Below are 21,461 nucleotides of genomic sequence, written 5' to 3'. Positions count from 1 at the left end.
CAGCACTTCCAATCTGTTCGGATATCGCAACCGAAACAATTTTCCGGCAGTCAGTCGATGACAAGAGTCCTTTGATCCTCGCGGCCCATCGAGATCAGCATGGGGGTTTCCTCCTGCCGTGCCTGAAAATCCGCTTTGCCCGCCATACCGCGCCAGTTTGCCAGCACCAGCGACTGCGCAACCGCCCCGCCCAGCGTTGCCCCAGGCCCGGTGACGATGAAGAGATCCGGAGCGAATTCGCGCGCTGCCGTCTGCACGGCACGCGTAAAGTCATAAGGTTCGGTCACCTGATGGCCCAGTGTATAGCCCCACAAAGCACTGGTATCGGTCGCCCCCGGCCACCAGATCTTACCCCGCCCGTCGATCAGCGGGCGGTCAGGCTGGCGGAACATACCTGCTGCCAGGCGGTTACGCCCCTCGGCCGCGACCGGCGCTTGCAGACGGGTGTGAAAGGCCGCGTGGTTCGACAGGCGCATCGGAAACCGTTCGTGCACCATCGGAACCGTGGCCTCAAAAGCCGCCAACCCTGCCTCGTTACCTGCCAGCACAAGCATCCCGCCCAGATCAATGGAAAGCGCCAGGTCCTGCCCGCCGACCCTGTCGATGCGTGCGACCTGCGCGAGCAACTCTGCCTTGCGTTCAGGATCGTTTACCCAGTCCTCTCCGGTGAAAGGATAAACCAGTTGCCCGCCTAATAGGCGTTCCTGCATCAAAGTGCCCATGGTGTTGACCACCCGGAACCCGTCATCGGCACTAAGTGCTCCTGCGACAGCCAGAGCAATATACCAACCCATCGAGTTTCCGGTCACAGCCAACACTTCGATATCCCCGGCCAATGCCTTCGCGTCTGCCAGCGAGGCCGCATAAATCAGGGGTGAGGCAACATCACCACGAGAGTATTTGCCCACAGTGTAACGCGCGGCACTATCCAGTGCCGTTACCGCCTCTTGCCCGGCCTCTGCTCGGATGATGTCAAAGCCACGAAACATTTCCATCCGGGCACCGTGGTGACGATGCAAATAGCCAAGCTCGGGCTTGTTGTAAGTACCCCGACCGGGGCAGATCACGACGGCAGTACGGGTCATTTGCGGGCTCCGGTCAGATTCAGGGCAGCAGCAACAATGCCGTCTTTCGACGGCAAGGGCGCAGAATAGGCCGGACCGGTCGCGATGAAACAATCCTCAGCCACGACGCGAGCAGTCGGAACGGAACCGATTTCCTCACTGAAGAATGTCATCAACCCCTCGGACTGGCTGCCTGTGCGGCGGCACTCGTCGACGATCAGGACGTGCTTACAACCCTTTGTCGCCTCGCGCAGCGCGTCGGTCGGCATCGGCGCCAGCCAGCGCATGTCGATGATCCGGGTCTTCACCCCCGCTGCCTGCAATTCGGGCAGAGCTTGTTTCGACAGGAAATGCCCGTTGCCATAGGTCACGACAGCCAGGTCGGTGCCGTCACCATGCACGCCGACCTCGCCCAATCCGATCCGTTGGTCGGGCGAAGGATAGGTGGTCATCCACCCCCCATCCTGTCCTTCGTGCAGGTCGCGCATCGGATAAAGCGCGATGGGTTCCAGGAAAACGACCACCCGCTGCTCTTCCCGCGCTAGCCGTACGCACTCGCGCAGCATCTGTGCCGCATCCGCCCCTGTCGATGGGCAGGCAATGATCACTCCGGGAATATCCCGCAGGACGGCAAGCGAGTTGTCATTGTGGAAATGCCCGCCAAAACCTTTCTGATACCCCAGCCCGGCGATGCGCAGCACCATCGGGTTGGTGAATTGTCCATTCGAGAAGAATGGCAATGTTGCGGCCTCGCCCCGGATCTGGTCCTCGGCATTGTGGAGATAGGCCAGGAACTGGATTTCCGGGATCGGAATGAAGCCGTTGTGCCCCATACCGATGGCCAGCCCCAGAATGGACTGTTCATCCAGCAATGTGTCGATCACCCGATCGGAACCGAACCGCTGTTGCAGCTTCTGTGTGACGCCATAAACGCCACCCTTGCGCCCCACATCTTCGCCCATACAGACGATCTCACCGTGTTCCAGCATCAGGTCCGTCAGCGCCCAGTTGATCAGACGGCTCATCGGCTGCGGATCGCCCAGCGCACGCATGTCGCCACCGAATGCGGCGGCGCGGGCTTCGGCGCTGGGTCCGTTGGTAGGTTTGCAGGCGCGCTTGGGCGGGATCAAACTGGCCACTACCTCGGTCGCATTGGCCAGATGCGGACGGCTGGCGGCCTCCGCAGCGATGCGATCTGTACGGGCGCAGGTCTCTTCATAGATCTTCAGCGCCCGATCGGGCGACAGCGCCCCGGCCTGATCCAGCAGTCGCACCGTGTGCAACAGCGGATCATTGGCCTCGTCCGCCTCGACCTCAGCCTTGCCCAGATAAGTTGTCGGCACATCTGCGCCCGCATGGCCGTAAAGGCGCACGGTCTTGAGATGCAGAAACGCCGGCTTTCGCCGCGAGCGCACATAATTGGCGGCTTCAAGGGCAACCGCATAGGTCTCAAAAATATCGAGCCCGTTGGCCTGAAAATACCTGATCCCCGGTCGATGCTCCATCGACGCCTGAATCCAGCCCTTGGGTGTCCTGGTCGAGATACCGATACCGTTGTCCTCGCACACGAACAATAGCGGCAGCGGAGTCGATTGCACACTGGTCCACCCGGCCGTGTTGATTGCCCCCTGAGCCGTCGAGTGGTTGGCCGAGGCATCGCCGAAAGAACACATGGCAATCCCGTCCTCGGGCAGTTGACGATGTTCCGGGTCATGCCTGCGCGCGGCCCCCAGACTATAGGCGGCACCTACTGCCTTGGGCAGATGGCTGGCGATCGTCGAGGTCTGCGGCGGGATCATCAACGCCTTTGACCCCAGTACCTTGTGCCGCCCGCCAGAGGTCGGATCTTCCTTGGAACAGGCAAAGCTCAGCAGCATGTCCCAAGCGATCTGCTGGCCGGGCACCTGCTCGGCGCGGGCAATTTGAAAGGCCGCATCGCGATAGTGCAGAAAAGCGATATCTGTTGGACGCAGGGCATGAGCCACTGCTGCCATCCCCTCATGACCCGACGAGCCGATGGTATAAAACCCCTGCCCCGACTTCTGCATCGCCCGGCTAGTCCGGTCAAGCGCGCGGCTGAGCACCTGAGACCGGAACAGCGAGACCGCGTCGGTCCCGTTCAGCCCCGGCTGCGGCAGTGCTCCGGCAGGCAGGTCGCGTTCGGCAACACGGGTCAGGAAATTGTCGTGAACGATTTGGGCGCGGTCCATGGCTCGGTCTTTTTTTCAGGTCTTGTTACAGTGCTTCGACAGCGCGGGCGATACGTGCAAGCCCTTCGGTCAGGCTGTCTGTTGCATAGGCGAAAGACAGGCGCAAATGCCCAGGCATCCCGAAGGCGCGCCCCGGCACCAGCGCAACGCCCACCTCGTCCAGAAGATAACTGCAGAACTCATGATCCACAGGCATTTTGACGGGTGTCTTCGGAAAGACATAGAACGCCCCATCCGGTTTGGCACAGGCCAGACCGGCCGCGTTCAGTCCGGAAACCACAAGGTCGCGGCGCGCCTGCATCTCGGCCCGGCGTTCCGTCAGCAACTCTTGTGGCCCTGTGATCGCCTCCAGCGCCGCGGCCTGCGCAATCGAACAAGCACCCGACGTGATTTGCCCCTGCACCGCCACCATCGCCTTGATCAGTGGTGCCGGGCCGATGCCCCAGCCAATGCGCCAGCCGGTCATGGAATAGGCTTTGGACACGCCGTTCACGGTCAACGTGCGGCCAGCCAGCGACGGCACCGCCTGCACGAAAGGAGTGAAGGGAACGTACGAGAGATGCTGATAGATTTCGTCGGAGATCACCCAGACATTGGGATGCCGTTCCAACACCGCGCCCAGCGCCTGCAACTCTCCCTCGGAATAAACCGCGCCGGTCGGGTTCGAAGGGGTATTCAGCAACACCCAGCGGGTGCGCGGGGTTATCGCCGCCTCCAACTGCTCAGGCGTCAACTTAAATCCCTGCTCACCGGGGCAATCCAGAACCACCGGCATCCCGCCCGCCAATTTCACCATATCGGCATAGCTGGTCCAGAAAGGTGCCGTGGTGATAACCTCGTCGCCTGAATCGAGTGTGGCCAGAAACGCACCCGCCAGCACTTGTTTGGCGCCAGTGGAAACAATCACATTGGCGGCCTCGGCTTCAGCTTCTGCGGCGATGGCCGCGCGCAACGAAGGTGTTCCGGCAGTGGCGGGATAACGGGTCTGCCCTTCCAGTGCTGCGCGATGAGCGGCTTCGACCACATGGGCCGGTGTCGGGAAGTCTGGCTCCCCCGTACTCAGCGCAATCACATCAACGCCCTGCGTCCGCAGGCGCGCGGCATGTTCCGAAATCTGAACGATTTCTGACAGTTCGATCCCATCAAGCCGTCCGGCGCGCTGAAACCCTGAAGAATTGTTCTGATAAGTCATGCCAATTCACCTTCGATACTTGCGATTCTTGCCTTTCTCCGCCTATTCAGCGCAAAAATCCAATGATATTCCATTTCAAAGGCATGAGGGAAAGTCATATGATTGCACCACGACGGTTTTTGCCTTCGATCTCTTCGCTTTTGGCCCTGGAAGCCGTGGATCGTTTAGGAAGCGCGTCAGCTGCCGCAGACGAGTTGTCGCTGACACAAAGCGCTATCAGCCGACAGTTGAAAGCCGTAGAGGAACAATTGGGCGTCAACCTGATCCAACGCAATCAAATGCGTCTGCAGCTGACGCCAGCCGCAAGAGAATATGTACAAGCTGCGCGCGGCGCGCTGCATCAACTGGCGCAAGCCTCGCTCAAGCTCAAGGCCAACCCCACCGGTGGCTCGCTGCATCTTTCGATCCTGCCAGCGTTCGGAATGCATTGGTTGGCGCCTCGCCTTCAGGATTTCGCACGGCAGCACCCGGAAGTTTCGGTGAACCTGAACACGCGGCTGAAACCATTCGATTTCGCGGTGGAACCATTTGATGCTGCTATTCATTTCGGGCGTCAGGATTGGGCCGGGGTCAGCTACCTCAGGATCATGCGTGAAGAAGTCCTGCCAGTCTGCGCGCCTCATTTACGGCCCGATGACTCCACCGCCGATTGGCTGATGAATGCACCCTTGCTGCATCTGGATACGCGTCCGGACGCATGGGAGCGCTGGTTCGAAGCTCAGAACACTGCGGCAAGCGGTCTCAAGGGAATGCTGTTCGATCAGTTTTCGACAATGATACAGGCAACAATTCACGGGTTGGGTGTGGCCTTGCTGCCCAGCTATCTGGTGGCTCAGGACATCGAAAATGGCAGGCTGGTCCCTGCCTTCGACGCCCCCCGCGTCAGTCTTGGTGACTATTATCTGGTCTGGCCGCAGAACAAGGCCGCATCGGCACCGTTGAAGTCATTCCGGAACTGGCTTGAAGCTCAACTTCTGCCCTGAAAACACGGCTAAGTGCGGGCAGAAATCCCGCTTCTTTCTGGTGATAAATTCTCCAGGGAGTATGAGGGACAGCGTCCCTCATCCAGAATAAGCCGAGAGCGCTGAAGGCGCTCCGTTAAACAACCTCCGTCGGGACTAGACGTCAATCGACCGGGCGATGAGTTCCTTCATCACCTCGTTGGTTCCGCCATAGATCATTTGCACCCTCGCATCTGCGTAGAGCCGCGCAATGGGATACTCCATCATGAAACCGTAGCCTCCGAAAAGCTGCAGGCATTCGTGCATGATTTCGTTCTGCACCTCGGAGCCCCAGTATTTCACCATCGAGGCAGTGGCGGCATCCAGCTCTCCGCGGTCCAGCTTGGCGATGCAGTCGTTGACGAAACTGCGTAGCACCTCGGCCTTGGTCTTGCATTCGGCCAGCTTGAAACGGGTGTTCTGGAAATCCATGACGCGTTGACCGAAGGCCTTGCGCTCCTGCACGTATTTCACGGTCTCGGCGAGGGCGAAATCGATGGCGCCCAGCGCCATGATGCCGATGGTCAGGCGTTCCCACGGCAGTTGCTTCATCAATTGATAAAAGCCCTGCCCCTCCTCCGGGCCGATCAGGTTGGTCATCGGCACTTTGACATCTTCAAAGAACAGCTCGGCCGTGTCGTTGGCCTTCATCCCCAGCTTCTTGAGATTGCGCCCACGCCGGAACCCACCCGCCCCGTCGGTTTCGACGGCGATCAGCGACACGCCCTTGGCGCCTTGGTTCCTGTCGGTTTTGGCAACTACGATCACCAGGTCGGCGGTCTGGCCATTTGTAATGAAAATTTTGGAGCCGTTGATGCGATAGGAGTTTCCGTCCCTATCGGCTGTGGTACGAACCGCTTGCAAATCAGAGCCTGTGCCCGGTTCGGTCATGGCGATGGCACCCACCATTTCGCCCGAGGCAAGCTTGGGCAGCCATTTCTGTTTCTGATCCTCACTGCCATAGGCGGTGATGTAGTGGGTCACGATCGACTGGATACCATAGCCCCAACCCGCATCCCCGCGTGAGGTCTGTTCATAGATGGTGACAGCATCGAACCCCATACCGCCGCCGACGCCGCCATACTCTTCGGGAATGGCGCCCGCCATCAGGCCGGTAGCGCCCGCTTTCCGCCAGAACTCACGGTCCACTACACCGTTGTCAACCCAGGTTTCGATATTGGGCGCAAGCTCGGCGTCCAGAAACCGCCCCGCCATTTCGGCGAACATGCGGTGTTCGTCAGTGACCCAACTGGCTGTGCTGGTAAACAGAGTCATTCCTGCTCCTCCGATCCGAGTTTTCCGACACGCTATCCGTACGACCGCATCCCGCCAACTGTGGTGACGCCGCGTCTTGAACGTCGCAACGCAACGTCTCTGGCGCTCAGGTCGTATTTCGACGGCGCAGGCCTGGAGGCGGGGGCGTTTCGGGTCCGCCTGCAAAGCACTGTGCGATGCACATCCACTCCTGCGCAACCGCCCCCTCGACGCGAAGGCTGGTGTCCGCGATATTGCGGGTTTGGGTGACGACCTGCGAGAACTCCACCGCCGAGCCGGTTATTCTGTTCTCACTGCTGTCGCCAAATTCCCAAACTGCGCCGGACGGCGCGGTCAGTTCCAAACGCGGCATGACATTTGGCACCTCGTGCCCATGTACTTTATAGGCCCAACCAAAAGTGTTGACCCCAAGGATCACGATATTCCTGATCCTGTCCGTTTCCTGCCGCCGGGCGCCAAGAATGTCGAATACCGCCTGTCCATGCGCCCATGTTTCCATCTGCCGCGCGGTGATCGAAGAGCGGACAGACATATCGGGCCCGACCCATTTCAACCGCTGCTTGGGGTCAAGCTCAGCCCAACGCACACCCATGTCGCGGTAGAGTGTGCGCCACGCAGCGCGCAGCTCCTCTCTTCTCTCGGGGACCATCGCGTTTTCCGTGGCCCGGAACCCCGCTGTCTCGATCCCGGCCAAAGTTTCGGCAACACGGGCCTGAAACGCGTCCTGATCCCGCAAGGATAGATCGGCCATACCGTTCCAGAAATGCAGGTGAACCAGCACATCGTTCAGCGTCCATTCCTTGAACTGGGTAACGATGTCCCATTGATCGCCCGACACATCCGTCAAAACCTTGTCCAGCACCTCGCTTTCTTCCAGAAAATCCCCTGCCTGCTCCATCATTTTTCCTCTTCGATCTCAAACATCAGATCACCGGCGGACACTTGTTGTCCCGCCACAATATGCACCCGAACCACGCAACCATCCTGCGGGGCCAGGATCTGTTGCTGCATTTTCATCGCCTCAAGCACCGCCAGCGTCTGTCCCTTGCGCACTTTCGCGCCCGCACTCACGCTTAGAATTTGCACTAGCCCCGGCATCGGAGCGGTGATACCTCCCCCATCTGATCCCTCCTCTTCGGTATGCCCTGCCCGTTGCAGGCGCAGCGTAAGCCGGTCACCCCCCATCGCCAGCATCACCTCGCCATCGGCGACGTGGGCCACCGCCCGTATCTGGTCGTCGTTAATTCGGGCTACGACCTCGGGGCCGTTACATTCCATTTCCACGTCGAAGGTCTGGCCATCCACCGCAATCCTCCAGCCTCCCGGATTGGAGGTTACAGAAAACTCTACCAGCGCACCGGACAGAAGTGCGGAAAGCTTGCGGGGCGGAATCCGAGTGTTCGACCATCCCAATTGATCCGGCGCAACAAAACCGGCGCGTGCAAGAGCAAGTGCCCGCGCGTCTTCGAGTAGCAGCGCAACGGCCAGGGCGATCTGTCCGGAAGCTTGGGGGGCGGAGTTCTGTGCGACAGTGCTGCCGTTCAAAAAAGCCGTCGTTGCTTTGCCCTGAACGAAATCTGGTTCGCTCAGGATGTCCGTCAGTAATCCCGCATTTGTCACGGTTCCCAATAAGACAGTATCTTGCAAGGCACGGATCAACCTCGCTCTCGCGACCTCACGTGTGGGTCCATGGGCAACGATCTTGGCCAACAGCGGATCGTAGTGAGGAGTGATCGACTGCCCTTGGGCAATCCCGGCATCCACGCGAATCCCGGGTCCACTTGCAGGGCGCCACAGATGAACCGGGCCTGTTGCCGGGAGAAACCCGCTGCCGGGGTCTTCGGCATAGAGACGTGCCTCGATCGCGTGACCGCTCAGGGCCACATCACTCTGACCCATTGCCAGAGGGACACCCTGCGCCACGGTTATTTGCATGGCTACCAGATCAAGGCCGGTGATCATTTCGGTCACCGGATGCTCGACCTGCAGCCGGGTGTTCATTTCGAGAAAATGGAACTCACCCTCGGCATCAAGCAGGAATTCCACTGTACCCGCGCCCAGGTAATCAACAGCGCGCGCGGCTTCGACGGCGGCGGCCCCCATGCGGTCCCTCAGATCCGGTGTCATCACCGGGCATGGGGCCTCTTCGATGATCTTCTGATGCCGCCTCTGAATCGAACAGTCGCGCTCGCCAAGGTGAATAACGTTACCATCGCCGTCGGCAAAAATCTGAAACTCGACGTGGCGCGGAGCGATAATGGCTTTTTCCAAGATCAACTCTTGCGAGCCAAAGGCATTCGCAGCCTCGGATCTGGCCCGCGCCAGAGCATTTTCCAGTTCCACGGGAGCGTTGACCAACCGCATGCCGCGCCCACCACCGCCAGCCGCCGCCTTGATCATCAGTGGATAGCCTATCCCCTCCGCTGCCTTTGCAAACGCAGCGTCGGATTGATCCCCACCTTCGTAGCCGGGCACGCAGGGCACGCCGGCCGCTCTCATCAGGCGCTTGGCCTCGGCCTTGTTGCCCATTGCCCGGATGGCTTCCGGACCGGGGCCGATGAATGTCAACCCAGCCTTGGCCACAGCTTCGGCGAACTCGGCGTTTTCGGAGAGAAACCCGTATCCGGGGTGGATCGCCCCGGCGTTGGCCCGTTTTGCCGCGTCCAGGATTTTTCGCGCACACAAATAGCTGTCTGCAACCGGCCCTTCACCGATCCAGATGGAATGATCGGCCAGTTGCAAATGTGGAGAGGCGGCATCGGCGCTGGTGAATACGGCAACGGTCCGCAAACCCAGATCACGCGCCGTGCGGATCACGCGCGCGGCAATCTCGCCCCGGTTGGCGACAAGTATCGTGTCGAAAACCATGCTCAAAACCTCGCCACGCCATATGCTCCGGGTTTGACCTTGCGCGCGCGTCCTTCCAGGCAGGTTTCCAGACAGAAACCTAGCACGCGGCGGGTGTCGCGCGGGTCAATGACACCATGGTCAAGGCATCGCCCCGAAGTATAGAATGCTCCTGCCTGACGGTCGAAATGCGCGGCAATCAGCGCGCTTTGCTTTTCCATCTGCGCTTCATCCACTTCCTCGCCCTTGCGTCTGGCCCCAGCGCGGGCCACAATTGCCATTGTGGCGGCCGCCTGTTCGCCACCCATGACGCCGGTTGTGGCGTTGGGCCAGGCAAACAGGAAATCGGGCTCGTAAGCAAACCCCGACATTCCATAATTTCCGGCACCGAAACTCGCCCCAATATAGAGTGTGATACGCGGCACATCGACCGAAGTTACCGCCTGTATCATCTTGGCGCCGTGTTTGATCATCCCCGCCTGCTCGTATTCGGTGCCAACCATGTAGCCGGTTGTGTTGTTCAGAAAAATGATTGGAATATCGGACTGGCCGCACAGCTGAATGAATTGCGCGGCCTTGGTTGCACCTGCCGGATCAATCGGACCGTTGTTGCCGATGATACCCACCGAAATGCCGTTGATCGCCGCCTTAAGACAAACGGTCGAGGCACCGTAGCGCGGCTTGAAATCTTGAAAGTCCGACCCGTCGACGATGCGCGCCGCCACCTCGCGCATGTCATAGGAAACGCGGTAATTGATTGGCACTAGCCCGGCGATATCGCCGATGTCGTATTTAGGCTGCGCAATCTCTCGTGCCCGTGGCTGGAGAAGAGATTTGTTCCAGTCCAAGCGGCGCACGACATCGCGCGCGATTTCGATCCCATGTGCGTCGTCCTCGGCCAGATATTCGACCAGACCGCTGGTCTGCGCATGCATTTCAGAGCCGCCAAGATCACGGTCATTGGCCTTTTCACCGGTCGCGGCATGCACCAAAGCTACTCCGGCAAGAGCCGCCATGCCGTTCTTTTTGACGCCAATCACATAATCTGCCAGCCCAGGCATATAGGCCCCGCCCGCAGTCGAAGGACCGTGCAGAACCGCCAGATTGGGCAGACCTGCCGTCGAAAGCCGCGCCAGATTGCGGAACAGCTTGCCGCCATTGGCCCACAGTTCAACCCGGTATTCCATCAGGTTTGCCCCGGCGCTTTCCACCAGATGCACGAAGGGGAGTTTTTGTTTCAACGCGATTTCCTGCGCCGACAAAAAGGCCGCAGCCGTCATCTCGACCATTGCGCCTGCCTTGATGCCGCTGTCATCAACAACGATCATGCATCGCACCCCCGAGACAAAACCGATTCCGGCAATGACCGATGCGCCGGGCACGGATTTTGTCGGATCATCCGTGTCCACCAGATATCCGGCCAGACTGTGCAACTGCAAAAACGGCATGCCCGGATCCAACAGAGCAGCCATCCTGTCTCGCGGGGTCAGTTGGCCGCGCTCGGCCATTCTGTCGCGCCGCTGTTCGGATAGGGCAACGGCGCGGGCTTCGAGCGTGCGCAACTCATCCACCATCGCCAGCATATCTGCCCGATTTCGGGCGAATGTTTCGCTGTCGCGTTCAACCCGGCTGATGAAAGCCATGGCACCCCTCCGTTGACAACGTGCGACCGATCCGGCGTCGCGCGACATTCTTGCAGCTTTGTCGCGGGCCGCGCTTTTCAGATCGCCCGCTGTGTTTTTAGGTTGCCGCCATGCACGCAAGCGGTCAACGGGCGGCGATGGATTGCGACGCCACGGAACATGCCCGCACCCCGGGGAAGAAGATACCTTGACCTGCCTTTCGCCCTTCATGACGCCCGAACGCGAGGCGTATCGCGCCAATCTCGCACGGTTTTTTGACAGCGAAGTCAGACCTTTCGTCGATCAGTGGGAAGCGAAACGGGCAGTCCCGTTGGAGTTGCACCAAAAACTGGGGGCTTTGGGTGTATTTGGTTTCGGCATCCCCGAGGAATTTGGCGGGTTGGGTTTTGACGACGCCTTTATGCGCGCCGACTATACCGAACTTGCGTTTGGCTGTGGCGCGTCGGGCGTGGCGGCCGCTGTTGGCGGGCGCATGATTTCGCTGGGACCGATCGTTCAGTTTGCCAGTGAAGAATTCAAGCAGACAGTGGTCCCGGAGATCGTGGCCGGACGGATGAATTCTTCACTGGCAATCACCGAGCCGGGCGGCGGGTCGGACGTGGCAAACCTGAAAATGAAAGCCGAGCGCACGTCGCATGGCTGGGTGCTGAACGGCGCCAAGGCGTTCATAACAGGTGGCATGGACTCACAGTGGTTCGTCGTGGGTGCCCGAACCGGCGGGTCCGGCCTGACCGGAATCTCGTTGTTCCTGATCGAGGCCGACACACCCGGCTTCTCCCGCACACCTCTGGGAGAAAAGATGGGATGGCACTGCTCAGAGCAGGCTATGCTAAATTTCGACAATTGCCTGGTTCCGGCACCGGCCCTGATCGGACCCGAGAACAAGGGCTTTCTCGCGATAATGAGCAACTTCAACCACGAACGCCTTGCCATGGTTGCGGGCAGCTTGGGGATGATGCGGCTGTGTTACAAATCAGCGCTTGAGTGGGCGAGACAACGTCGGACGTTCGGTAAATACCTGATTGAACATCAGGTGATAGCTCACAAATTCGCCGAGATGTCGGCCCGGATCGATATGATCGAAGCCTATCTTGAGCGGATATGCTGGGGCATTAGTCAAGGCCTGATGCCGGCCGCCGAGATTGCCAAGTCCAAGGTGCAGGCGAGCAAAGCACTGGAATTCGTCACCTCCGAAGCGTTACAGGTTTTCGGCGGGGCCGGGTATATGTCAGGCAACCCGGTCGAACGGGTCTGGCGTGAGGTCAAGGTCATAGGTGGCGGCTCGGAAGAGATCATGCGCGATCTTGCTGTGCGCCAAATGAGGTTGAGTGGCGAATAGCTCGGCCCCCGTCACGTCAGCGCGGCCTTCAACAATACCTCGGCCGCATCTTTGGCATCCATCGCGGGCTGACTGGTGTTCAGCAAAACTGAAGACACGATTGCGCCTTCCTTGAGCAACAAAAGCTGGCTTCCCAACTTTTCCGGATTCCGGGCACCTGCTTGGCGGGCCAGATGCACAATGTGATTCAAAATCAGCCGCTTGTGTTCAGCAGCTTGCGCATGGATCGGGTGATCCTTTTCCTGGTACTCGGCCCCAGCCTTGATGAACATGCAACCGCGATAACCGTCTTCTTCGAACCATTCGGCCAGCGCATCAAAGCCCGCAAGAAGTTGTCCGGCAGGCGTATCCGCCAGTTCCTGAATGCGGCGCAGGAACCAGTTTCGAAAATTCTCGTCCCGAAGTCTCAGTGCGGCAAGGATTAACTCTTCCTTTGTGCGGAAGTGCTTGTACATCGAGGTCTTTGAGACTCCGGTTTCCGTCACAAGCTTGTCCATTCCGGTGGCATGAAATCCATCGCGGTAGAAGACCTGCAGCGCTTTTCGGACCAGTTCATCCCGTTTGTTCGGACGCATGATTCGGCTCCATAGTGTACCGAACAGTACATAGTTCCCGAGGACGCAGAAGGCAAATGCTCTGCCAAAACCCTTAGAAATCTGCATCTTAACCACTTCAGCATTCAGGCACAGACACTTTTTTCCGTTTCACACTTGAAATCATTTACCGATCAGTACACTTTAGAGCTTAAGTTTACCGATCAGTACGCACTCGGAGATAAACCATGCGACGCCGCGCCAGTCTGTTTCCCCCTCAACATCTGCCAGTTCTGCTGGCCCTGGCGATACTCGTCGCCACTCTTGCCTGAAAGCGACCTTTCATATGAACCGCCCTCCTCTTCCGCCCTTCACGCTGGAAACCGCCGCGCAAAAGGTGCGAATGGCCGAAAACGCGTGGAACAGCCGCAACCCGGATATCGTGACGCCAGCTTACACCGACGACAGCCAGTGGCGGAACCGAGCCGAGTTCCTATCCGGTCACGATGTGATCCATTCCTTTCTGGCCCGGAAATGGCATTCGGAACTGGACTATCGTCTGATCAAGGAGCTCTGGGCCTTTTCCGACAACCGTATCGCCGTGCGCTATGCCTATGAATGGCGGAATGACAGCCGGCATTGGTTCCGCTCCTATGGGAACGAGAACTGGGAGTTCGCTCAAGATGGCCGCATGGCACACCGCCACGCATCGCTGAACGATCTACCGATTTCCGAGCAGGATCGCCTGTTCCACTGGCCGCTTGGCCCTCGCCCCGACGATCATCCCGGCTTGTCCGATCTGGGTCTTTGAAAGGAAAGTCATGCCACGCGCCTTTTCCGAACTAACCTTCACACCCACTGTCCGCGCCCAACAGGAGCGGATGGGATCAGCAGAAACTTATGCAAAATTCATCGAAGGTGGCCCGCAGCAGGGTCACCAGATCGGCCCCGCCGAGAAGGCATTCATCGAAGGCCGCGACGGGTTCTATCAGGCGAGCGTATCCGAAACCGGTTGGCCCTATGTCCAGCATCGCGGCGGTCCCGTCGGTTTTTTGAAAGTGCTTGGGCCGACTACAATTGGTTACGCCGATTTTTCCGGCAACAAACAATACATCTCGCGCGGCAATCTGGATGGCAATGACAGGATTGCGATGATCCTGATGGATTACGCCAATCAGCGTCGTCTCAAGATTCTGGGCCGCGTCGAGTTCTCCGAAGGCAAAGCCGCTGCGGCCAGCCTTTTTCCCGAAGGCGCTGATGCGACGGCAGAACGAGCGGTGATCATTCGTGTCGAGGGTTTGGACTGGAATTGCCCTCGTCACATCACACCTCGCTTCACCGAAGAAGAACTACGCCCACATCTCAATGCGCTGGGACAACAACTGGTACAACTTCAGGCCGAAAACCAGCGCCTGAAAGACGAGTTGGCCGACGCTACAAAAGGCTGAGGTCGCTTTCCGGGCGTCGCGCCCATCACCCCAAACCCAAAGGACTGAACCATGAGACGGATTTTTTCAAACACCGCCATGGCGGTGGCCGCTACCGCTTTGCTTGCACTACCTGCGACTGCCGGTCAGACCGGCGCGAATGCGACCGTCTTTAGAACGGAAACAATTGGCGGAATGAAGATTGCTTATCGCGAAGCCGGAGATCCGACGAATCCGACGGTTCTATTGCTGCATGGCTTTCCCACCTCGTCGCACATGTTCCGCAACCTGATTCCCGAACTTTCCGAGAATTATCATGTGATCGCGCCGGACTATCCCGGTTTCGGAGCATCTGACATGCCCGATGCCGCCGAATACGATTACAGTTTTGAAGGCGCTGCACGGATTGTAACCGAATTGTTGAACGCCAAAGGCGTTGACCAGTACTCAGTGTATCTGATGGACTATGGGGCTCCGGTCGGCTTTCGCATGTTCGCGGACGACCCGGAACGGGTGACGGGCTTTATCATTCAGAACGGCAACGCGTACGAAGAGGGGTTGCGCGAGTTCTGGGAACCGATCAAAGCCTATTGGGCAGACCCATCTACGGAAAACGGCGATGCTCTTCGCGCCTTTCTGACAATGGATGCAACCAAATGGCAATTCACTCACGGAACTCAGGATCCCGATGCCATCAGCCCCGACAACTTCTGGCACGTGCAATACCTGCTGGACCGCCCTGGCAATCAGGAAGTGCAGCTTGAGATGTTTCTGGATTACGGCACCAATGTCGGCGAGTACCCGAAATGGCAGGCCCTGTTTCGCGAGCATCAACCGCCCGCGCTTCTGATGTGGGGGAAAAACGACGTGATTTTTCCCGACGAAGGGGCTCATCCCTATAAGCGCGATTTAAAAGACCTAGAGTTCCACATGCTCAACACCGGCCATTTCGCGCTGGAAGAATATGGGACCGAGATCGCAACCGAGATGAAAGATTTTCTCGCCCGTATCAATTGAGGGCACCTGGTTCTCTGGCTTGCCGGAGAGCCGTTTTTAAAGGAGTTAGACCTATGACAACTCATGTCGAACGCATCGCTGCTTTTGCTGATGGTGCCCAAGGCGGCAACCCTGCCGGTGTATTCATCGCCGATGCCCTGCCTCCGGATTCCGAAATGCAGCGAATTGCTGCGGAAGTCGGTTATTCCGAAACTGCTTTTGCAGCCCCTAAGGGAGAAGGTTGGCGGGTTCGCTTTTTCGCTCCGGCAGGGGAGGTCGCATTTTGCGGCCACGCTACGATTGCACTGGGGGCGAACCTGGCGGAACGGTTTGGCGACGGCACCTTTGCGCTGCATCTGAATGACGCACAGATTTCAGTTGAAGGCGCGCGAAGTGAGACGCGGGTACAAGCCGCGCTGATTTCTCCGCCCACCCATAGTCGAGTGGTTGACGTAGAAACCCTGGACTCCGCGTTGGCCTTGTTTGCACTGGATGACGATGATCTGAACCCAACCCTGTCCCCGGCCGTCGCCAATGCGGGCAACGACCACCTGATCCTTGCGCTGAAGGACCGGTCGAAACTTGCACAAATAGACTACGACCTGAACCTAGGTGCAAAATTTATGGAATTGAACGGTTTCACCACGATTAGCCTGCTGTGGCTGGAAACCCCGCGCAGGTTTCACAGCCGTAACGCCTTTGCCGTTGGCGGCGTGCTGGAAGATCCGGCTACAGGCGCGGCGGCGGCGGCGCTGGCAGGTTACCTTAGGGATATCGGCTGGCCACACGGCGGCGCAATTGACATCGTTCAAGGCGAAGACATGGGCGCAAGATCGCTGCTACATGCCGAAATTGGTGAACAACCCGGAGAAGGTATCAGGGTTTCAGGAACCGCTCGCCGGATCTGAGACCGCACTACACAGTGACTGTTTCGGCCTGCAATCTCAGCCAGTTCACAAAGGTTCTGACCGCAGGCCGCAATACCCCGGGGCGGGTTTCGACATAGTAGACACCGAAAAGCTTTTCGGAGAACAACTCAACAATACGGCCCGCATCGATGTCCTCTTGAAAGAACGCACGGCTGCTATATGTGATCCCGTCCCCACGCCGCACCGCATTCATGATCAGGTTTCCCGGCATCTGATGGACCACCAAAGGGCGATCCTGCACTACTCCGTGATAAGTCAGCCACTCTGCAGCCTCGTTGGTGCCAAGTTCCTGCAACCAGGGCAAGTCCATCAGAGATGCCGGATCGGACAAGTCCCGTCCGGCAACCAGTTCCGGCGCGCCGATCAACACCATGTCCGACAATAGCAACGGCTCGACATCGCTGACCGGGCGGCGCTTGTCACGATACCGGATCGCAATATCGACTCCGCCGGGCTTCAGCTCGACCAAATCGGCAGTCGGGTTTAGCATCAATGTGATGTCGGGATTGCTTTGTTGAAACGCGGCCATGCGTGGAAGCAGCCATTCAACGGCAAACGCGGGCGACATGGTGATTTGAACCGGTCTGTTGGCCAGGCTGTCGGTCAGACGCTCGACACCACGCCCGATAGTGGCAAATCCAACCTCCAGATCCCGCGCAAGCGCTATCCCTTCCTCGGTCAGTTCAATCCCACGCCCAACTCTCGTGACCAGTGGCGTTCCCAGCCGGTCCTCCAGCAATCGAACCTGCTGGCTGACAGCAGCGTGGGTGACGTTCAACCGCCCCGCGGCAAGAGAGAAACTACCGGTTTCGGCTACTGCCGAAAAGGCGCGCAATCCATTGAGAGGGGGAAGCTTCAGCCAGTTCATTCGATAGTATTTCTAACAAGTATACAAATTAATTTTGTTGCACGATCCGCCGATTTCCTCAAGTCTCATAGCATACAAGGCGAAGATTTCTTCTAAAGTATGAAAGACATTCTTTACCTTGAGAGGTAAGAAGGGAGGTTGGACATGGCCACCGGCTCAACGCAACACGAAGGCGGATGTTACTGCGGTGCCGTCAGATACCGGATCGAACAGGCGCCCGATTTCTCTGCTCATTGCCATTGCCGTTCGTGCCAAATGGCGCTGGGAGGGGCTTTCGTGACCTGGGCCAAGGTTCCGTCCAGCGAGTTCTCGGTAACCAAGGGGAAAATCAAGTTTTGTGAAAAGACGCCCGGAGTCAGGCGCGGATTTTGCGGCGATTGCGGCACCACCCTGACCTATGCCGCAGGTCACGAGGTCGAAGGCCAGGACTGGAGCGGGGACGCCTGGTTCGCCGCCGTGACGCTGGATGACCCAACCATCGCGACACCAAAGAACCATGTCTTCGTTTCACATAAACAACCGTGGATCACCCTGCCGGCAAACGCACCTGCCTTCGACACATTCTGACCCATCTCAAACCCGCGAAAGGAGAACACGATGTCACAGTCGTTTTCATACGCCTGCAAGGATTATCCCGGCATGGAGGCCTGCCCCGGAAAAGTCGTTGCGGCGACCGAGGACGAGGTCTGGAAATTGATGGAGCTTCACGCGGTGGTCGCACATGGCGAAGACCCTTCGGCCTGGAGCGATGAAGACCGTGCCGAATTGGCGAAACTGATAAAGACAGAGTAACTGGTGAAACCCTCGGGACTCCGCCACTTCGCAGCAGAACGGCTCTACCAGAGTCCTTTCAAGACGGCGATCATCCCATCCAGCGTCGTACCGGGGCGTTGCTTTCCTCAAGCGCTTGGCAGACAACGTCGATCAGTGTCGGTCCATCGTGTGCAACCGCCTCGGCGAGCACCTTTTCCAGATCGGCAGGGTTCTCGACCCGCCAACTTTTGACACCATAGGCCGCTGCGATCGCTGCATGATCGGTTTGGTTGAAATCGACGTTGTAATACCGTGCATCCTTGTCCGCGAACTGGCTGGCCTTGATCCAGCCGAAGTTGGAGTTCGAAAACACGACATATGTGATGGGCGCACGCGCACGGCAGACGGTTTCCAACTCACCGCAAGTGAATCCGAACGACCCGTCGCCCATCAGCGCCACGGTTTTCGAGGTTGGTCGCCCGTACCACGCACCCAACGCCGCCGAAAGCGAATACCCCAACGCACCATGTGCCCGGTTGGTAATGAAATGCCGCCCAGGTTTCGGCAACTGATAGTAGGCCGAGAAATAGGGGCAACTGGTGCCGGGATCGGACACGACGGTGGCGTCCTCTGGCAACACCTTCATCAGTGCGGCGATCACCCGTTCGGGTCGGATCGGCGCCTGAGAAGACTGTGCGAGTTTCTCGAATACTTCAAATTTGCGCTTTTTCTTTTCTGCAATTGCGGCAGCACCGCCAAAAGTTTTGGCCCCCTGGTCGAACCTGTCTAGCACCGCGTTGACTTCGGCCAGCGCAAGCCGCAAATCGCCTACTACGGCGACTTCGGTTCGGTAATTGGCATTCATCACCATCGGGTCGTTGTCGAAATGGACGATCCGGGTGCCGAGTTTTGGCGCCTCCCACCGAGCCGTCGTGGTCGAGCCGGCACGACAGCCCATGAACACGACCAGATCGGCCGCCTCCATCATTTCCCATGTTTCGTCGGTGCCACCATTGGACCCGACGACACCCAAACAATTCGGATGCGTTTCGGCCAATGATCCCTGCCCCGAGATCGAGGTTGCAACCGGTATGTCCAGCCGGGTGGCCAAGCGATCAAGTTCATCCCAAGCCCGCGCAATGACAACACCGCCACCGCAAACGATCAGCGGGTTCTTGGCCGACACAATTGCCTCGACTGCTGCCTGAGCCGCTCCTGGTGCCGGCACCTGAGGATAAGCAGGATAGGTCGCGGTAGCCGCATCGGCCCAGATGTCAGACACATCAACAGGGTCATATTGAACGTCATAAGGCAGCCCGATATGCGCCGCGCCTGACCGCCCGGTGGTCATTGCCCGAAATGCCGCGCGAACCATGCGAGGAATGTGGTCTGCGCGTTTGATCACCGTGTTCCACTTGGTCAGCGGCGCCATCAGCGCCTCCTGGTTCACCTCGGTCAGTGGGTATTTCCCATAAGACGACACCGAGATATCCGTGGTGATGCCGAGCACTGCATAAGAGCTTTCAGACGCCTCGATCAGTCCTGGCAGGATATAGGTCGCCCCGCCACCCGATGGCCCCTCGGCCACACCGACACGCCCGGTCACGCGGGAATAACCATCGGCCATATACATCGCGCTGCGCTCATCACGGGTCAGAACGTGAGTGATGTTGTGATCGAGCCGCAGCATGGCGTCGTAGAACGGCAGCGTGGTGTCGCCGCAAAGGCCAAAGATATGCTGCACGCCTTGCGCCTCAAGCATCCGCATCATCGCCTCGGCGCCGTTCATCTGATTGCTCATTTCACTCCCCTGCAGAATCGTGTTCAAAATTGTATACAGAATTGCATTACATCTTGCACACATGTCAATCCCGTCCTAATCTCGGCGCCAAGAGGAGCGGATATGTCCAAGGCAGAAAGCAATGTTGACCGATTGTACGAAGCGTTGCGGCGCATGGCGGCGGATTTCGCCTTCAAGCCGGATGCCCGCATCAATGAAAGTGCATTGGCCACCCAACTCAACGCCTCGCGTACACCAATCCGCGAAGCCTTGAACCGGCTAGTGGCCGAAGGCTTTCTGACCTTTCATTCAGGACGCGGCTTTTTCTGCCGCTCGCTCTCGCCTGAACTGGTGATGGACCTGTACGAGGCCCGTGTCGCTGTTGAAGTCGAAGCGGTACGCCTGGCCTGCGAGCGCGGAACAGATCATGCGATCACCGCACTGATGCAGGAACTCGAAGACATCGCGCCTGACTATACCCCTGAAGCAGATCCAGAGCAGCTCTTGGCAATGGACGAACGCTTTCACGGTCAGTTGTGCCAACTGTCGGGCAATGCCGAACTGTGCCGGATGCTTGCCAACCTTAATGACCGCATCCGATATCTACGTCTGATCGATCTTCGCAGGCTTCGCGAAACGGCATCAGACAGCAAAACCATGATCTCGGCCCATCGCCGCATTCTGAAGGCTATAGCCACCCGCGACGCGAATGAGGCAACCGTCCAGATGCGCGCCCATATCGAGCGCCGACGCGAAGGCGCAACACAAGCCGTTCGCGACGCTTACGCCCAACTCTATGTCCCTGATTTCTGAGGTCCACATGTCTGTTCATACCGGAGGGAAGACCGTATTTGGCGCCGCAGTCGGCATCCTGATGCTGGAAACCCGCTTTCCGCGCATCCTCGGTGACATGGGCAACGCCGCAACCTGGCCATTTCCTGTGCACTACCGTGTGGTACGCGGCGCGTCGCCCGAGAAAGTCGTGCGCGGGAACCCCAAGGATCTGCTGGATGCTTTTGTCCAAGCAGGCCGCGATCTGGTCGCTACCGGGGCGGATGGCATTACCACGAATTGCGGGTTTCTTGCACTGGTGCAGGACGAACTGCGTGAAGCACTTGGCGTGCCGGTCGCAACGTCGTCGCTGATACAGGTTCCGATGGTGCAGGCTATGTTGCCGCCAACAAGAAAGCCGGTGATCCTGACGATTTCGAAAACGACTTTGACCGATGCCCACCTGAAAGCTGCCGGAGTCCCGCTGGACACACCCATCTATGGCACTGACGGGGGGCGGGCCTTTACACGCGACATCTTGGGCGACGCCCCCCGGATCGACTTCGAGGCCTGCAGGCTTGACCTGCTGGATGCCGTTGACGAGATCATTGCAAACGAACCGGATGCAGGCGCGATCGTGCTGGAATGCACCAACATGGTTCCGTATGCTGCGGATATCCGAAAACGTACGGGTCTTCCGGTCTATTCGGTCTATTCAATGATCGAATGGTTCCAAGCGGGCCTGATGCCGCGCAAATTCGCACTTGAACTGGACGATCCGCGCCACCTTTAACCCGGAAAACGAGTTTTGCCCCATCCTGAACGCCAGACGG

The 21,461-nt window shown here is 58.6% G+C and carries 20 protein-coding genes; 10 read left to right on the top strand and 10 right to left on the bottom strand.

What is annotated here, in order from left to right; all coding sequences use genetic code 11:
• Positions 1–50: 50 nt before the first annotated feature.
• From AC2FLX_RS14545 to AC2FLX_RS14535, 3 genes are read right to left on the bottom strand one after another with little or no spacing between them, the layout of a single operon-like run.
• Complete coding sequence (locus tag AC2FLX_RS14545) at positions 51–1,085, bottom strand: ACP S-malonyltransferase (protein ID WP_496810835.1); 1,035 nt, start codon at positions 1,083–1,085, stop codon at positions 51–53.
• A complete protein-coding gene (locus AC2FLX_RS14540; RefSeq protein ID WP_496810836.1) occupies positions 1,082–3,274 on the bottom strand; it encodes a dehydrogenase E1 component subunit alpha/beta in 2,193 nt (730 codons plus the stop codon). Before AC2FLX_RS14540 ends, AC2FLX_RS14545 begins: the two co-directional genes overlap by 4 nt.
• A 25-nt stretch (positions 3,275–3,299) precedes the next feature.
• A complete protein-coding gene (locus tag AC2FLX_RS14535; protein WP_480751545.1) occupies positions 3,300–4,466 on the bottom strand; it encodes a pyridoxal phosphate-dependent aminotransferase in 1,167 nt (388 codons plus the stop codon).
• Between the two features lie 98 nt (positions 4,467–4,564).
• Here AC2FLX_RS14535 and AC2FLX_RS14530 point away from each other — a divergent pair, with 98 nt between their 5' ends.
• Complete coding sequence (locus tag AC2FLX_RS14530; protein WP_496810837.1) at positions 4,565–5,449, top strand: LysR substrate-binding domain-containing protein; 885 nt, start codon at positions 4,565–4,567, stop codon at positions 5,447–5,449.
• 135 nt (positions 5,450–5,584) lie between these two features.
• Here the strand turns inward: AC2FLX_RS14530 and AC2FLX_RS14525 are convergent, their stop codons facing one another.
• From AC2FLX_RS14525 to AC2FLX_RS14510, 4 genes are all read right to left on the bottom strand, one after another.
• A complete protein-coding gene (locus AC2FLX_RS14525; protein WP_480751542.1) occupies positions 5,585–6,742 on the bottom strand; it encodes an acyl-CoA dehydrogenase family protein in 1,158 nt (385 codons plus the stop codon).
• A gap of 106 nt (positions 6,743–6,848) precedes the next feature.
• Positions 6,849–7,643 (bottom strand): TIGR03084 family metal-binding protein, encoded by a 795-nt coding sequence (locus tag AC2FLX_RS14520; RefSeq protein ID WP_480751540.1) that lies wholly within the window; start codon positions 7,641–7,643, stop codon positions 6,849–6,851.
• A complete protein-coding gene (locus AC2FLX_RS14515; protein WP_496810838.1) occupies positions 7,640–9,610 on the bottom strand; it encodes an acetyl/propionyl/methylcrotonyl-CoA carboxylase subunit alpha in 1,971 nt (656 codons plus the stop codon). Before AC2FLX_RS14515 ends, AC2FLX_RS14520 begins: the two co-directional genes overlap by 4 nt.
• Positions 9,611–9,612: 2 nt before the next feature.
• A complete protein-coding gene (locus AC2FLX_RS14510; protein WP_496810839.1) occupies positions 9,613–11,232 on the bottom strand; it encodes an acyl-CoA carboxylase subunit beta in 1,620 nt (539 codons plus the stop codon).
• A gap of 187 nt (positions 11,233–11,419) precedes the next feature.
• On the opposite strand from AC2FLX_RS14510, the gene AC2FLX_RS14505 reads away from it, so the two are divergent.
• Positions 11,420–12,571, top strand: a complete 1,152-nt coding sequence (locus AC2FLX_RS14505) for an acyl-CoA dehydrogenase family protein (protein ID WP_496810840.1) — start codon at positions 11,420–11,422, stop codon at positions 12,569–12,571.
• 11 nt (positions 12,572–12,582) lie between these two features.
• Here AC2FLX_RS14505 and AC2FLX_RS14500 read toward each other — a convergent pair whose 3' ends face one another.
• A complete protein-coding gene (locus AC2FLX_RS14500; protein ID WP_480751534.1) occupies positions 12,583–13,146 on the bottom strand; it encodes a TetR/AcrR family transcriptional regulator in 564 nt (187 codons plus the stop codon).
• 304 nt (positions 13,147–13,450) lie between these two features.
• On the opposite strand from AC2FLX_RS14500, the gene AC2FLX_RS14495 reads away from it, so the two are divergent.
• Genes AC2FLX_RS14495 through AC2FLX_RS14480 form a run of 4 tightly spaced genes read left to right on the top strand, consistent with a single transcriptional unit; the run spans position 13,451 to position 16,435 of the window.
• Positions 13,451–13,915 carry a nuclear transport factor 2 family protein gene (locus tag AC2FLX_RS14495; protein WP_496875454.1) on the top strand — a complete coding sequence of 155 codons (465 nt, stop codon included), beginning with the start codon at positions 13,451–13,453 and terminating at the stop codon, positions 13,913–13,915.
• 10 nt (positions 13,916–13,925) lie between these two features.
• The gene (locus AC2FLX_RS14490) at positions 13,926–14,552 is read left to right on the top strand and encodes a pyridoxamine 5'-phosphate oxidase family protein (RefSeq protein ID WP_496811482.1); all 627 of its coding nucleotides are present in this window, start codon (positions 13,926–13,928) and stop codon (positions 14,550–14,552) included.
• Positions 14,553–14,603: 51 nt separating this feature from the next.
• Entirely contained in the window at positions 14,604–15,548 is a 945-nt protein-coding gene (locus tag AC2FLX_RS14485) for an alpha/beta fold hydrolase (RefSeq protein WP_496811483.1), read from the top strand.
• A 53-nt stretch (positions 15,549–15,601) separates the two neighbouring features.
• Positions 15,602–16,435, top strand: a complete 834-nt coding sequence (locus AC2FLX_RS14480; RefSeq protein WP_496811484.1) for a PhzF family phenazine biosynthesis protein — start codon at positions 15,602–15,604, stop codon at positions 16,433–16,435.
• Positions 16,436–16,442: 7 nt separating this feature from the next.
• Here the strand turns inward: AC2FLX_RS14480 and AC2FLX_RS14475 are convergent, their stop codons facing one another.
• A complete protein-coding gene (locus AC2FLX_RS14475) occupies positions 16,443–17,324 on the bottom strand; it encodes a LysR family transcriptional regulator (protein WP_496807814.1) in 882 nt (293 codons plus the stop codon).
• A 144-nt stretch (positions 17,325–17,468) separates the two neighbouring features.
• Here AC2FLX_RS14475 and AC2FLX_RS14470 point away from each other — a divergent pair, with 144 nt between their 5' ends.
• Positions 17,469–17,891, top strand: a complete 423-nt coding sequence (locus tag AC2FLX_RS14470; protein WP_496745302.1) for a GFA family protein — start codon at positions 17,469–17,471, stop codon at positions 17,889–17,891.
• A 30-nt stretch (positions 17,892–17,921) separates the two neighbouring features.
• Positions 17,922–18,116, top strand: coding sequence for a DUF1059 domain-containing protein (locus AC2FLX_RS14465; protein WP_480751523.1), 195 nt, complete (start codon positions 17,922–17,924; stop codon positions 18,114–18,116).
• A 70-nt stretch (positions 18,117–18,186) separates the two neighbouring features.
• On the opposite strand, the gene AC2FLX_RS14460 is transcribed toward AC2FLX_RS14465, so the two are convergent.
• Positions 18,187–19,878, bottom strand: a complete 1,692-nt coding sequence (locus AC2FLX_RS14460; RefSeq protein WP_496875453.1) for a thiamine pyrophosphate-binding protein — start codon at positions 19,876–19,878, stop codon at positions 18,187–18,189.
• 102 nt (positions 19,879–19,980) lie between these two features.
• Here AC2FLX_RS14460 and AC2FLX_RS14455 point away from each other — a divergent pair, with 102 nt between their 5' ends.
• Both AC2FLX_RS14455 and AC2FLX_RS14450 read left to right on the top strand, forming a co-directional pair.
• Positions 19,981–20,670, top strand: coding sequence for a GntR family transcriptional regulator (locus AC2FLX_RS14455; protein WP_480751520.1), 690 nt, complete (start codon positions 19,981–19,983; stop codon positions 20,668–20,670).
• Positions 20,671–20,677: 7 nt separating this feature from the next.
• Positions 20,678–21,421 carry an aspartate/glutamate racemase family protein gene (locus AC2FLX_RS14450; protein ID WP_496811447.1) on the top strand — a complete coding sequence of 248 codons (744 nt, stop codon included), beginning with the start codon at positions 20,678–20,680 and terminating at the stop codon, positions 21,419–21,421.
• Positions 21,422–21,461: the final 40 nt, after the last annotated feature.

The organism is Ruegeria sp. YKSF57 (assembly GCF_059612585.1).
The sequence above is the reverse complement of the archived record's forward strand: the minus strand, read 5'-3'. Positions and strand labels throughout refer to the sequence as shown.